Raw genomic sequence first — 14,353 nt, 5'->3', positions numbered from 1 at the left:
TGGGTAATTTTATAAATATGCTTTCTTTAAAAAACTTAAATAGTTTATTGTTCTTTCATTTAAAAAGCCTGAATATAATGAAATATCCAGAGGGTGAGAGGGGAGAATTTTTCATATGACTTTGAATTTAATAAACACTGTTTTTAATTTTTTAAAGAAAAACCCGACAACAAAATTTACAGCTCGAGAAATTGCTCAATGGGTATTTGAAAATTACCCAGAACAATGCCGTCAAAAACAAAAGCATTCAACGGCAATAATTACTCCTCTTAAGAGTGATGCAGCCCTTATTCAGCAAATTGTTGCTGAAATAGGAGCAAGACGCCCTCAGTTACAAAAGCGTTATTCAGAAATTAAAACCACTGAAGGACGACCACGGCAATATTATTTTACTAAACAAACAGATAGTGCTGAAATTGATGCAGTAGAGGACAATGCAAAGAGTAGAACAGAAGATTCTATTAAAGAGCATGATCTTTATCCGTTATTATCTAAATTTTTATGGTCAGAGCTTGCAGTTTACAGCAAGCGCATTAATGAGAAATGTTCTCGTAATAAACATGGTGCAGGCGGAAATAAATGGCTTTATCCAGATCTCGTAGGAATGCAAGATTTAAGCAGTGAATGGAATCGTGAAATCAAAGATTGTGTTTTGCAATATTTTGATAAAAAAACGAAGCTTTGGTCTTTTGAAGTAAAAATTCTCATCAATCGTTCAAATTTACGAAAAGCATTTTTTCAAACAGTTAGTAATTCTTCATGGGCTAATTTGAGTTATTTAGTTGCTAGTGAAATTGAAGGGGTTGATACATTAAAAGAGCTTCGAATGCTTTCAAGTTTGCATGGAATTGGATTTATAAGACTCAATAAGGAAAACTCTTCCGAGAGTGAGATCTTAATTCCAGCCAAAGAACGTAGTGATATTGACTGGGATACTGCTAATAGATTAGCGGAGGAAAACAAAGATTTTCTTGATTATATTAAACTCATTCGTCAATTTTATCAAACTGGTGAGATGCGTCCACTAGATTGGGATCATATGTATCCATGAGGGGATGTTTTAAAAAGACTCTATTGTTTAAAAGCCCTTTTTTCAGAGTGATAAAAAATTACTCTAACTATTTTATTTGACTTATTATATTGATATAACATATTGATTTGTAATGATAATTAGTCTTTTTTTAACTTAAATGAGGGAGGGAATATCCTAGCATTCAATCCTTTCAAACGATCTTATATTGATATTGTATCAATCAAAATTGTTTGCGTGCATCTCATGAGTAGGGTTGAGTAGGGGAAGAGTAAAAATTCTGTTTTAGACCCGTTCTATTTTGTGCGTGGGGCGTGATTCCATTAGATACTAGTTTTAATGATTATAATTTATTACAAATTTTCTATTGTAGAGAGTGAAATTCAACTTTTTTTCTTTTTTTACATCAAGCATTGAAAATATTACTTCCTCATATTGAAGTCTTCTTTATGGAGAATTTATAATACTATTTTTTTAATTTTCATTGCTGTTCGCTTTGATTATTATTAAGTTTTTTGTTATCCGAAGTGGACATTCAAAAAAACATTGATTTTATAAAACACCCACACAGTTTACTCAATTTCTTGCAATAGATTTAAAAAAATAAATTTCTCTCACATCTTATGGTAAAGGGAGTGTGTACTGTCACAGTTTGCCATAATACTCTCTTTATTTATCAATAATACCGCACGCCAAACGCGCACCACCTCCGCCAAGCGGTAATGGTTTATCTGATTGATTATCTGCCCCTAAATGAATGACTAAAGAGCGCCCTTTAATTTCAGAGATTTTTTTTAATCGTGGAGCAAGAACGCTCATCGTGGCATATCCTTGCTTATCAACATAAAGTGCTGGTAAATCACCAAGATGACCATTGACATTATAAGGTCCTAAATGTTTTCCGGTATGTTCTGGATCATAATGTCCACCTGCGCTTCCACCAATGATGCCATCTTTTGTATCACATGAAGGATTTACATGCACATGAAAACCATGCATCCCTTCTGATAAAGTAGATAAATTAGGGATGAAAATCAAACCGTATGTGGTTTCTTCAATTTTAATGCTACCAATAGCCTTTTTTGAATTATTATCTTCTAGTTTATAAATATTTACTTGTGTTGATAATGCTAATGCAGAATTTTTATGAATTAAAAATGCCATAAAAACCAATAATGATAATAATATTTTTTTCATAAAATACCTTTATACTTATCTTTAAATAAATTTTATCTATAAAAATATTTATAAGTTTCTTAAATTGAAATTTAAGTAAAATAATTTACATAGAAATATTAGTTCTTAGAAAGAGCAAATAAATTAAATTATATATATGTGCTCTGAACATAACTCTCATTTTTTGATCTATAAAAAATGTAGCTTTCATAGATTGATAATTATATCTCGCTGACATTTCTTCAAGAGATGCTTTAAAAAATCTACTTTTTGGGGTGTAATAAAGCAATTTTAATAAGTTAGATATTATTTCATTTATAATAGATAACTATTTTATCAAAAAACAGAACATATAATTTGTTGATGATTTAATTGTTTTTCATAGAAAAAATGATAAAAATTTCTATTCATTATGAAATTTATAAGAGAAAGAATTATTATGATTCATATAAATTTCCCATAAAATACAGCATATACCAACACTCCCTCCCATTCCTGATCCTATCAGTGCTCCTATTATCATTCCAGCAGAAAGTGCTACTCCTATACCCATTGCGATAACTGGACCAAATCCTGGAAGAGCAATATAACCATAAGCTGCAAGAGTTGCTGCGATAGCTCCAGATACGCTACCATTTAAACCGCCAATGAAAGCAAATTCTTTCATAGAATGGCAGTACTTTTTTAATTTTCTTTTCTTACAGCTATGAAAAGAAACGTTGCTGTAAGTTTTAAAATCAATCATATTTTTTTCTTTCATTTTGAATGCTAACTGTTCCTGAATAGTCAACGGATACGAAAAAATGGGACTTTTTAAATTTTACTAAAGCACGCCAGATGCCTTTGTCATCTAGACGTAATCGTTTAATATTCTCAAAACCGTTTTGCATAAGACAATTTTTAACTTGTGAAGCAGTAAATGAGTTCTGACCTATTTTAGTGACATTTTGAGTAGAGGTATAGGTAAAGGTTTGACAATAAGGAAGATGAAAAACTTCACTGATTGAAGTAGTGACTGTCAACGAGAAACATAAAATCATTATAAAAAAAATACTTAATTTCAAAAAATTATTTATTTTCATCTGGTCACCATTTGTTGAAACAACACTTTATTAACCTCTGTGTTACTAACAAGTTCCCAAGATGATTTTATTTTTAATATTATACTTAACGATAAAAATTTTTGAAAATCTATTGATTAAATAAAAATGTTTTTTATTATTTATTTTCTTGTTAAAATTAATGTTATAAAATAACTATCTCAAAACGGTGTTATTTTTTATTTGCTTTATATTGCAAAATTTAACAGATATGATTTAGCAAGATATCTTTACAATTTTAGCCGTAGTCTATAATTAATTTTCTCTATTTCATATCAGTATGCTAAATATATATAATATTTTTTACATCAGTAATAGATATTATTCAAAATGCAATATTAAACCATAGAGCGATTATATCGCTTATTATTGCTCAGTAGAGCTGTTTAGATGATTTTGTTGGAAATATTTGCATAATTTCCTTGAATCCGTAACCGGGATACATTCCTTCGCGCATAAATAAATTACGTAATGGTGAGAAACTATGTAACAAACCAAGCCCAACGCTTCGTATGATATGAACAGGCAACATGTGAGAAAGTAGAGCAGAGTTAAGTGTATGAACAGCTCCACTTCGGATTAATATATCTGGTTTGCGGCATTTGTTATAATGCGCAACAATCATTTCAGAGTTAGAATTGGATATTTTGTTAGGTAAAATATCAATCAAAGTTTGGACATCACGGAACCCTAAATTCAATCCCTGTGCCCCAATAGGGGGGAAAACATGAGCGGCTTCACCCATTAAAATTGTTCGATTAGCAGCAAAATGATGAGAAAGAAGTCCTGAAAGCGGCCATGCTTGAATTGATGTTTCTAAGCTTAGCTTTCCAAGCATTGATTGCATTTTGTTTTCGATCATTTTTGCAATTGCTTTTGGTTCTATATTCAATAATTCCTCAGCACGAGAAGGACGAACGACCCATACAAGACTAGATCTTCGCCCTGGTAGAGGAACCTGTGTAAATGGACCATGTTCTGTATGAAATTCGGTTGATGTATTTTGATGAGAAAACTCATGAGAAAAGTTGAGAACAAGTGCTTTTTGTGGATAATTCCACTGTTTGACACTTATCCCTGCTGCTGCACGTGTAAGAGAGTGACGCCCATCAGCTGCAACAACAAGTGGTGCTTGAATGACACTACGATCAGCAAGAGTAATACATACATGATTTTTTGTGTGATGAAACGATTTGGCTGCAGAAAAAAATCTTGCAATATTAGGGGTATGTGTAACAGCATCGACTAAAGCACTGTTCAATTTTACATTAGGTATATTGTAGCCAAAAGCTTTTTCACCAATTTCAGCAGAAGAAAAATGCACCGTAGGAGCATGCACAATTCTAGAAGTTATATCTATAATTCTCATGGATGATAAAGCAGCAGCATGTTGTCGAAGATTATTCCAAATATTGAGTTTTTGAAGCATGCGTATTGCAGGCATCATAAGAGCAGTTGTCCGCAACTCATCTGTATGAGCAGGGGGGCCAACAAGAAAAACAGAAAACCCCTCATGTGCAAGATTCAGTGCGGCTAACATTCCGACAGGACCTGCACCAATAACAGCAATATCTTTATGCTCTTTCTTTTCAAAGATCACAACGGTTTGAACCTTTCTCCATTGAAAAAATATTTTAACATTTCCAAATAATCACTCTCTTTTTATTATATGAACCTCTCCTATTATAGTATGTAATAAATAACACGATATAAAAAAGTAACCTTTTTATGATTTTTTTAAATGCTGAGTTATATCATCGGTAAAAAAATGGCGTATTGATAGATGGTTGAAGACTTTAAAAACGAGGATAAGAAAACCTTGAAACGTAAACTAACAAAGAAAATCAAAACAAATGCTAAATTATTACGCCATAAAAAAGTAACAATGCCACAAGCAAAGGCCTTTTCCGTTCATTTACTAACAGCTTCGGGATCATTTTTAGCGTTTCTTTCTCTTATATCAGCCTCTCAAAAAGAATGGACAGCTATGTTCTGTTGGCTTGGGCTTGCACTTCTCGTTGATGGTATAGATGGACCAATTGCACGCAAACTTGATGTTAAATACGTTCTTCCAACATGGTCTGGAGAGCTGTTAGATAATATTATTGATTACGTGACTTATGTTTTAATTCCTGCCTTTGCACTCTATCAAAGTGGTTTCATGGGGGTAGGGTTATCATTTTCATTGAGTGCAATTATTGTTATTTCATCTGCTATTTATTATGCAGATACTAGTATGAAAACCAAAGAAAACTTTTTTAAAGGATTTCCTGTTGTTTGGAATATGATGATTTTTACGCTTTTTGTCGTCAGACCCGAAGAGTGGATTACTTTTATCATTATTGTTTTATCGGCGATTATATCTTTTTTGCCAATTTATTTTATTCATCCAGTAAGAGTTCTTCGTTTACGTAGGATTAATTTTCCAATTTTTCTCTTATGGTGTTTTTTTGGTGTTTCTGCATTCTTTTATCAACTAGAGGCTCCCTATTGGGTTAAAATAGGAATTTCGGTAACAGGAATTTACATATATTGTATCGGCGCAATCATGCAAATATTTCCTAAACTTGGGGCAAAAAATATAAAAAAGACAATAAAATAGTTGTTTTAAGAAGGGTATAAGATGAAAATTGATTTTGGAGCAGATGATGATATTTCTTTTACGAAAGATGGGCGTGCTGGTATTATAAAGCTCACACGCCCTTCAGCATTAAACGCTCTTAATCAACGAATGGTTTCAGCTTTAAAAAAAGCTCTCAGGACATGGGAAACAGATGATAATATCTCTTGTGTCTTAATTGAAGGGGAAGGGCGCGCTTTTTGTGCTGGTGGAGATGTTGTAGAAATCTATCATATGGGGAAAAGTGCCACTGCTTGTCAGTATTTTAGGGATGAATATAGTTTAAATGCTTATATCAAACGTTTTTCAAAGCCCTACATTTCTTTCCTAAATGGTATTTGGATGGGAGGAGGGGTAGGGATTTCTCTCTATGGTTCGCATCGAATTGTTACAGAAAATACTGTTTTTGCTATGCCAGAAGGTGCGATTGGATTTTTTCCAGATGTAGGTGCAAGTTTTTTCTTACCATCTCTTCCCAATCATTTTGGCATATATCTTGCATTAACGGGTGCACGCATAAAGTGGGGAGATTGCTTAAATTTAGGATTAGCAACACACGCCGTTGCTGAAATTGAATTCGATATGATTAGAAAAGCTATTATTGAGCAAGGAGATCCTACTTTAGCTTTAAACGAGCGAGCAATTACAAAAGACTATGAAACGAGTCATGAAATACGTTGTATTATTAACACTTGTTTTAGTGCCCATACCTTAGAAAAATGTCTTGAGTTGCTACATAAAAAAAGTAATGAAGGTATTTTGTTTGCTAAAGAATGTTATGATATTTTGCAGTTACGTTCTCCGATAAGTTTAAAAGTTATCTGGAAACAAATGAAACAAAATTCATCTCAAACGTTGGAAGATTGTATGAAAATTGAAAACCGCATTGCACATCATATGATTAATTCACATGATTTTCATGAAGGTATACGTGCTATGTTAATCGATAAGGACAAAAGACCTCAATGGCAGCCAGATAAACTTTCAAATGTGACAGATGAAATGGTGGATTCTTACTTCCAACCTGTTGAGCAAGAGTTATTATTGTGAAAAATAATTCACACAAACGGATTTCAAAAATCAATTTAATCTATAACTGTTATTTACGGTTTTTGGCACTCATTTGCTTAGTCCTAGGTATTTGTTATTGGATACGCCTTGTTGGTGTTTTTCCAGGTATTCTATGGCGTTTTGATCTTATGCCTTGGCAGTGGCAATTTGCATCAGCTATATTGGCTATTCTCTATCCTATTGCCTTAGTTGGACTTTGGATGTATTCATTATGGGGTATCATCGTGTGGTGGATTGCAGCATTGATTGAAGCAATAACAATATATTATTCTGATTTTATTTATCAGCCATTTCTGCCATTATTTCATGGAATATTGTTTTTAGCTTTCATAATACTGCAAATTGTGATGTTTTTTTTAAAAAGAGTAAAAAATAAAAAAACATCGTGATTGAAATTTTCGAGCCAGAATAACAGGCTCGATTTTCAAACATACGTTCCTCAAAGCGCTAATTCCAGATGTACTCTTTCCATAAAGTTCCATAATATATATTATGCGATAATATGATACAGCAAAACAAAAGAAACCCTATTTAAAAACATAAATCATATTTATAATCGTACAATTCACTTTTAAAACTAAATTATGGTATTGAACAGCATATTAAAATATTTGGTCTTTAAGAAAAATTTCTTAAAGACCAAAATAGTTGTAATGAAATTACGTCGTATAAATAATAAAAATTACTGTACTATTTTACAACGTTTTATACGTGCAAGATCACTCAACACAGCATTGCGATTATTTAACGCTGAAATTTCATTACTTTCACTGGATTTAGGATCTATAAAAAACAAAGCAGGAAAAAATACAACACTTGTTGCTGCTAAAGCCACGTTTTTATTTCTTGCTTTAGAACGCTCTGCAATTGTATCATTAATCTGACGTTTATTAGCAAAAAACTCCCGTTGAATATCGGCACAACTCATTGATCCGTCATGTATTGTTGTTGTTGAAATATTTTTTTCTAAACGCCCTCCACATGCTGTCAAGGAAACCGCTAAAACCACAATACATACACCCCGCTTAAAATTCTTATACATAAAATCCTCATTTTTGACATAAAAAAGTACTAAATATGTCAAAAATGAAATAAAATAAAGAATAAATTTAAAAGTGTTTTATTTAACTTAAAATATTGCGCATAATAAGCTTACGCATCTGTTTCAAAAGTAAGACCTTGATATGCAGGTTTTACATAGGATGGGACATAATTTATAACCTTGTTGTAATCCAGAGATCTGTCCATATGTGTAAGTATTGCTTGTTTTGGCTTTAAATATTCTATCCATTGTAATGCTTGATCAACAGAAAAATGACTCGGATGGGATTTAAATTGAAGAGCTTCAATGATGAGAACATCCAAATCCATTAATTTGGACAAAGTTTTTTCAGGAAGTTCACTAACATCCGTACAATAGGCAACATTCCCAATCCGAAAACCTAAGGAATAAATGTTTCCGTGGTGTTGTAAATGTGTATTGACGCTTATTGCTCCGCCCTGCCCCTGAATAATAAATTGGCTATCTTCATTTATAAGATGCTCTTTTAAAATGGGAGAATAAGATGAATCTTTTGGTGTTTGAAAACAATATCCGAAAGCACTTTTGAGATGCTCTAGTGTAAATCTGTCAGCATAGATATCTATTAAACATTTTTGTGCAAGTGCATAGCTGCGTAAATCATCAATACCATGGATATGGTCTGCATGAGAATGTGTGTAAAGAGCAGCATCAAGATGGCTTACACGCGCATCAATCATTTGTGAGCGAAAATCTGGACCTGTATCAATAACGATTGTTGTTTTGTCTCCTGAAGGTTTAATACGTTCAACTAATAAAGAACTTCTGTAGCGTTTATTTTTAGGGTTATTCGGATCACATGTTCCCCAATCACCATTGGGTCGTGGCACTCCTGGAGAAGGACCACAACCTAATATTGTAAATCGGTATTGATCACACATATCTTTTGCCTTATTTCATTTTACTAAATAAACGAAAAGCATTACGCGTTGTTATTTGAGCTGTTTCTTCAATGCTTAAGCCAATTGTTTCAGCCAAAATAGCTGCTGTATAGCATACAAAAGATGGTTCATTTGTTTTGCCTCGATGGGGATTAGGTGCTAAGAATGGAGCATCTGTTTCCACTAACAAATGCTCATGAGGCACAATTTTTGCTATTTCACGGATTTCAAGTGCACTTTTAAAAGTAAGAATACCTGAAAAAGAAATATAACCACCAAGTTCGATTCCAGCACGAGCAAGTTGCATTCCAGACGAATAACAATGAAGGATAAAAGGAAAAGCTCCTTCTTTTATCTGTTCACGTAATATTTTCTCCATATCGATATCGGCATTGCGTGAATGTATAACAAGAGGAATCTGTGTTTCTCGAGAAGCAATGATATGTTCTTGAAAAACTTTCTTTTGCTCTTCTGGTGTAGAATAATCATAATGGTAATCAAGCCCCCCTTCCCCAAACGCAACAATTTTAGGGTGATTCGAGAGCTGTATAAGCTCTTCCGCTGTAATATTTTGTTCTTCATGCGCATGATTGGGGTGTGTTCCAACGGAACAAAAGACTTGGTCATAGCTTTGCGAAATGGCTAAAAGCTTATCTAACTTATGAACATGGGTTGAAATTGTTATCATACGTTTAACGTCAGCATCTAAAGCCCGTTGGATAACATTATCCAAATCTTGTGAAAAATCTTCAAAATCAAGATGACAATGTGTATCAATCAACATGATAAGTATCTTCTTTCTTCAAGATATAACGAGGAAAAATCGGTTCTGGTGGTGGAAGATCAAGCCCTTCTTGAATTTTTGAATGACTTATATGATACAATAACCGATCATCTTCAGCAACCGCAAGGCTATCAAGAAGTTTGGCTGCTGATTGGGGTATGAAAGGCAAAAGCATAATTCCTATTCTCCGCAAGATTTCTACAGTGATATAAAGAACTGTAGAAAATCGCTCTTGGTCATTTTTACGTAAACTCCAAGGTTGTTCGTTGGCAAAATAGCGATTGGCATCCGCTACAATTGAAAAAATAGCTGAAAGTGCTAAATGCATACTATAGGAAGACATAGCTTGATGTACAGTTTCAAGTACTTGAAGAGATTGTTCTAAAAGCTGTTGATCTTGAGCTAAAAATGAAGTTGGTCTCGGGACTTGTGCATTACAATTTTTGGCAATCATAGACAAACAGCGCTGCGCTAAATTACCAAGATCATTAGCAAGATCAGCATTAATACGGTTCACAAGGCTTTCATGGCTATAACTACCATCTTGTCCGAATGGTACTTCACGGAGAAGAAAATAACGAACCTGATCAAGACCATAATGATCAACCATTTCAAAAGGATCAACGACATTTCCAATAGATTTTGACATTTTTGCACCACGATTAAGTAAAAAACCATGTGCAAAAATATTTTTAGGCAATTCAATTCCCGCAGACATTAAAAATGCCGGCCAATAGACTGCATGAAAACGAATAATATCCTTACCAATAATATGCGTATTTGCAGGCCAAAAATCACGATTTTTTGAATTTTCATTGAAAAAACCAATTGCTGATAGATAATTTGTAAGCGCATCAACCCAGACATACATCACGTGCTTTGGATTCTCTGGAACAGTAATTCCCCAATTAAAACTTGCGCGTGAAATAGAGATATCTTTTAAACCTGATTTGATAAAACTTATAATTTCATTACGCCGCTCAAATGGAGCAATAAAATCAGGATGTTCTTCATAATATTCAAGAAGAGGCTTTTCATAATGAGAAAGTCTAAAAAAATAACTTTCTTCTTCATTCCATTCAACTGGAGAGCCTAATTCCTTCTCACGACGGATGTTGTCTGGTCCAATTTCCGTATCTTTTTCTTCATAATAGGCTTCTTGGCGAACCGAATACCACCCCGTATAACGACCGAGATAAATATCGCCATTTGCTTCCATCTTTTTCCAAATTTCTTGACAAGCTTGATAATGGCGTTCTTCTGTCGTACGGATAAAATCATCGTTAGAACAATTTAATACTGCAAGCATTTTTTGAAATACAGCACTATTACGATCTGCAAGTTGCTGAGGTGTCATGCCTAATGCTGCTGCGGTTTGTTGCATCTTTAGACCATGCTCATCTGTACCAGAAAGAAAAAATACATTTTTTCCGTTTAATCGTTGAAAGCGGGCTAAGACATCGCTTGCAATTGCACTATAGGCATGCCCAATATGTGGAGCACCATTAGGATAAAAAATGGGAGTTGTTATGTAATATGTGTCACGCATGTCATACTCGTTGTAAAACCCTATAAATAAAAGATATAATGACATAACGTCTGTTCATCGTATTGTCACGGAAAAACTAATCCTCATGAATAATCTTATGAACTTTAAAAAGTAAGTTAATAACAAACTGCTTTTTATCGAGATTAAACAGTTGTATTTCCTCTATTTCTTGATGAATCTCTTGCCATTTTTCCGCATATTTTTTTGAGAGAAATAAGTCTCCCTTTTCAACAAGTATGATAGCTTTTTTTTGAATTTTATTAAGAATTTCATCACAAAATTGTTGAAATTGGAATGTAGAAGAAACAGATGAAAATGTTTGTGCAAGAGTATGTACAATCGTTGCGTTACAAACAGGTTTCTCTAGGAGAGCATCAATTGTTTTAATAATTTCAAGTCCGCCATGGCAAATAAGTAAAGCGGCTTTTCGAGGACTTCCTTCGGATTTTTTAATAATCGTTTCAATTGTTTTCTCATCAGGTAAATCCTGATTGGCGAAAATATGTGTAATAACTTTTTTCATTTCATCGTTATTCAACGGACGGAAAGAAATTTTTTGACACCGTGAATGGATTGTTGGAAGCAATTTTCCGGAAGAATGCGCGATAATAACAAATAACGTTTTTGTAGGTGGTTCTTCAAGTATTTTGAGAATTGCATTTGCTGCATTTCTATTCATATCATCTGCAGAATCAATAATAACAATACGCCATCCATTATCTTGCGATGTTCGGCTTAAAAAATGCATAATATCACGGATATCATCAACGAGTATTCCTGTTTTAAACTTTTGCGTTTTTACATCAAATCGACGTGAAATATACAAAAGACCAGGGTGACTTCCTTGTGTAATTTGGCGCCATGGAGTAGAATAAGGATCGGGTTTCAAGAAAGCCCCCTGTTGAGAACTTAAAATGTTCCAAGCAAGATGAAAGGCTAATGTAGCCTTTCCAATCCCATATTCTCCTTCAAATAATAATGCATGATGCAAACGCTCTTCTTTAAGCATTTGTGTCAAAAAATGACGAACATCCTCATGACCAAAAACAACATCATTCTGGGATGGTGATAAAATTGTATCAATATCATCATATTGGCGTGAGATATTTACATTACTCATGAAAGCTGATCCAACAATACCTGATGACAAATATTTTTTATTTGATGTGCAACGACTTCCACTGAGCCAGTGGCATCAATGACTCGAAATCTATGGGGTTCCTGTTTGGCCAACTGAAGAAAAGCTTGACGCCTTTGTTCTTGAATTTCCAACTGATCTTTTTCAAAATAATCAATTTCTTCTGTTTCTTTTCTTCGTAAATTTGCACGTTTCATACCACACATTGCTGGCATATCTAATAAAAATGTTAAATGAGGCAAGATACCATTGAGTGCAATACACTCTAAAACAGCAAGAAGAGAAGAACTGACTGTATTATTGAGTCCTTGATAAACGCGTGTAGAATCAATAAAGCGGTCACATAAAACGATTTTACCTTTTTGCAAAGAAGGCGCGATAAACTCGGTAACATGGTCGACACGTGCAGCTGTAAACAAAACAGCTTCAATCAACGGTCCATACTGTTGCGCTTGCCCCGACAACAAAATATACCGGATTGCTTCTGCTCCTAGCGTTCCTCCTGGTTCTCGTGTTGTAACAACATCATAACCTTGGTGAGAGAGAAACTCAGCAAGTAAAGAAATCTGCACCGTTTTTCCTACCCCGTCCCCTCCTTCAAATGTAATAAAATAACCCGACACGTATGACCTTAACCTTATTAGCACGTAACTACAAATATTTCCGTAACCATCCAATTGTTATTTCATAGAATGCATTTTTTACTTTTGCAAAGAAACTTCCTTCCTGAACATTCATTCCGGCAAAAACAGGTTTTTCCAGAAGAACCTTTTTATCTTCTAAAATTTGAATAACGCCAACTGATTGCCCAAAAACGATGGGAGCTTTCAACGGACCATGATATTTAATTTTTGCTTTAACATTTACTTTTTTTTCATTCGAAAGCATAAAACTTATTGGTTTTTTAACAATGAGTGGAACAAAATTTTGCTTACCACCATAAACAGAAGCACGACCAATCGTTTCTTCTTTTGTGAAAATCGTTTTGAGATCAAATGCTGTCATTCCCCATTGAAGAATGTGTTCTATTTCTTTTGTATATTTTTTACCATCTTGCAAACCATTGAGTGCTAAAAAAAGACGTCGATGATTTTTAGAAATGGTGGCAACCATTGAAAATCCTTCTTTTTCGCTGTAGCCAAAACCAAATCCTTCTACACCAATTTCCTTAGAAATAAGAGGGTTTTTATTACGTTGAAAAATATTATTCCACGTAAAATGAGGCTCACGATAAAGTGCATAATAATCCGGATATTCCTGAACAATATGACGTGCTAATATAATCATATCACGCACGGTTACAAATTGTCCCTCTTCGGGTAGCCCTGTTGCGTTAACAAAATGACTTTGAGATAATCCGACTACTTTCGCGCGCTGATTCATCAGTTTTGCAAAATGGGACTCATGTCCAGATATTCCTTCAGCAAGAATAATAGCAGCATCATTTCCATTCATAATAATTAAACCACGTAAAAGATCAGAAACACTGATTTCTGTCTTTATCTTTGCAAACATAGTGGTTGTACCGGAAGGTGCTCCACCTTTACGCCAAGCATTTTCACTTACCTTGAATTTCTGCGTACTCTTTAACAATCCCTTCTTTAAGTGATGAAATACAACTTCTACTGTCATCAATTTTGCTAATGAAGCAGGAAAAAAAGGAATATCACTTTGTTTTTCATAAAGTATTGTCCCTGTATCATCATCGAGTAACAACAATTGTGATGCAGAAATTTGAAAAACTTCTGCTCTCCCCCACGTGTCAAATGCCAATATTCCCCATAAAGTCAATAAGATCCTTAATGTTGTATACATAGCTCTCCTCCCATCCCAAAGATCAACATAAAGAATCTTATATAGGAAAAAACTTTTTTATTTCTGCAAATTGAGGAATTATTGACAACCAAAGAAAAGATTTTATTT

15 protein-coding genes are annotated in these 14,353 nt (G+C 33.8%); 4 read left to right on the top strand and 11 right to left on the bottom strand.

The features are described from left to right. The first annotated feature begins 115 nt into the window (after positions 1 to 115). On the top strand, positions 116 to 1,051 hold the full coding sequence (locus ACFIJP_RS04540; protein WP_375625862.1) for a COG2958 family protein: 936 nt from the start codon (positions 116 to 118) through the stop codon (positions 1,049 to 1,051). A gap of 648 nt (positions 1,052 to 1,699) precedes the next feature. On the opposite strand, the gene sodC is transcribed toward ACFIJP_RS04540, so the two are convergent. From sodC to ACFIJP_RS04520, 4 genes are all read right to left on the bottom strand, one after another. Continuing rightward, positions 1,700 to 2,227: a superoxide dismutase [Cu-Zn] SodC gene (gene sodC / locus ACFIJP_RS04535; protein WP_375625860.1), complete on the bottom strand. Its 528-nt coding sequence runs from the start codon at positions 2,225 to 2,227 to the stop codon at positions 1,700 to 1,702. A gap of 382 nt (positions 2,228 to 2,609) precedes the next feature. Continuing rightward, positions 2,610 to 2,966, bottom strand: coding sequence for a hypothetical protein (locus ACFIJP_RS04530; protein ID WP_375625858.1), 357 nt, complete (start codon positions 2,964 to 2,966; stop codon positions 2,610 to 2,612). After that, positions 2,944 to 3,288 carry a hypothetical protein gene (locus tag ACFIJP_RS04525; RefSeq protein WP_375625856.1) on the bottom strand — a complete coding sequence of 115 codons (345 nt, stop codon included), beginning with the start codon at positions 3,286 to 3,288 and terminating at the stop codon, positions 2,944 to 2,946. The genes ACFIJP_RS04530 and ACFIJP_RS04525 overlap by 23 nt, the downstream gene beginning before the upstream one ends. Before the next feature lie 391 nt (positions 3,289 to 3,679). Further along, positions 3,680 to 4,906, bottom strand: a complete 1,227-nt coding sequence (locus tag ACFIJP_RS04520; protein ID WP_375625854.1) for a UbiH/UbiF family hydroxylase — start codon at positions 4,904 to 4,906, stop codon at positions 3,680 to 3,682. A gap of 183 nt (positions 4,907 to 5,089) precedes the next feature. Between ACFIJP_RS04520 and pcsA the strand changes: the two genes are divergently transcribed. The 3 genes from pcsA to ACFIJP_RS04505 are packed head-to-tail and all read left to right on the top strand — an operon-like array spanning position 5,090 to position 7,386. Further along, complete coding sequence (pcsA, locus tag ACFIJP_RS04515) at positions 5,090 to 5,908, top strand: phosphatidylcholine synthase (protein ID WP_375625852.1); 819 nt, start codon at positions 5,090 to 5,092, stop codon at positions 5,906 to 5,908. A 21-nt stretch (positions 5,909 to 5,929) separates the two neighbouring features. Further along, positions 5,930 to 6,976 (top strand): enoyl-CoA hydratase/isomerase family protein, encoded by a 1,047-nt coding sequence (locus tag ACFIJP_RS04510; RefSeq protein WP_375625850.1) that lies wholly within the window; start codon positions 5,930 to 5,932, stop codon positions 6,974 to 6,976. Next, positions 6,973 to 7,386 (top strand): DUF6163 family protein, encoded by a 414-nt coding sequence (locus tag ACFIJP_RS04505; RefSeq protein WP_375625848.1) that lies wholly within the window; start codon positions 6,973 to 6,975, stop codon positions 7,384 to 7,386. Before ACFIJP_RS04510 ends, ACFIJP_RS04505 begins: the two co-directional genes overlap by 4 nt. A gap of 293 nt (positions 7,387 to 7,679) precedes the next feature. On the opposite strand, the gene ACFIJP_RS04500 is transcribed toward ACFIJP_RS04505, so the two are convergent. The 7 genes from ACFIJP_RS04500 to ACFIJP_RS04470 form a co-directional block, all read right to left on the bottom strand. Continuing rightward, positions 7,680 to 8,039: a hypothetical protein gene (locus ACFIJP_RS04500; protein ID WP_375625846.1), complete on the bottom strand. Its 360-nt coding sequence runs from the start codon at positions 8,037 to 8,039 to the stop codon at positions 7,680 to 7,682. A 110-nt stretch (positions 8,040 to 8,149) separates the two neighbouring features. After that, positions 8,150 to 8,959, bottom strand: coding sequence for an MBL fold metallo-hydrolase (locus ACFIJP_RS04495; protein ID WP_375625845.1), 810 nt, complete (start codon positions 8,957 to 8,959; stop codon positions 8,150 to 8,152). A 10-nt stretch (positions 8,960 to 8,969) separates the two neighbouring features. Next, a complete protein-coding gene (locus ACFIJP_RS04490) occupies positions 8,970 to 9,743 on the bottom strand; it encodes a TatD family hydrolase (RefSeq protein WP_375625843.1) in 774 nt (257 codons plus the stop codon). Further along, complete coding sequence (gene metG / locus ACFIJP_RS04485) at positions 9,733 to 11,292, bottom strand: methionine--tRNA ligase (RefSeq protein ID WP_375625841.1); 1,560 nt, start codon at positions 11,290 to 11,292, stop codon at positions 9,733 to 9,735. Before metG ends, ACFIJP_RS04490 begins: the two co-directional genes overlap by 11 nt. 76 nt (positions 11,293 to 11,368) lie before the next feature. Next, a complete protein-coding gene (locus ACFIJP_RS04480; RefSeq protein WP_375625839.1) occupies positions 11,369 to 12,412 on the bottom strand; it encodes a DNA polymerase III subunit delta' in 1,044 nt (347 codons plus the stop codon). After that, positions 12,409 to 13,053 carry a dTMP kinase gene (gene tmk / locus ACFIJP_RS04475; RefSeq protein ID WP_375625837.1) on the bottom strand — a complete coding sequence of 215 codons (645 nt, stop codon included), beginning with the start codon at positions 13,051 to 13,053 and terminating at the stop codon, positions 12,409 to 12,411. Before tmk ends, ACFIJP_RS04480 begins: the two co-directional genes overlap by 4 nt. A 28-nt stretch (positions 13,054 to 13,081) precedes the next feature. Continuing rightward, positions 13,082 to 14,245 (bottom strand): D-alanyl-D-alanine carboxypeptidase family protein, encoded by a 1,164-nt coding sequence (locus ACFIJP_RS04470; protein WP_375625835.1) that lies wholly within the window; start codon positions 14,243 to 14,245, stop codon positions 13,082 to 13,084. Positions 14,246 to 14,353 lie beyond the last annotated feature (108 nt).

The organism is Bartonella sp. MU37NMGALS (assembly GCF_042194015.1).
GTDB lineage: Bacteria > Pseudomonadota > Alphaproteobacteria > Rhizobiales > Rhizobiaceae > Bartonella > Bartonella grahamii.
This window is presented reverse-complemented; position numbering and strand designations above follow the sequence as displayed.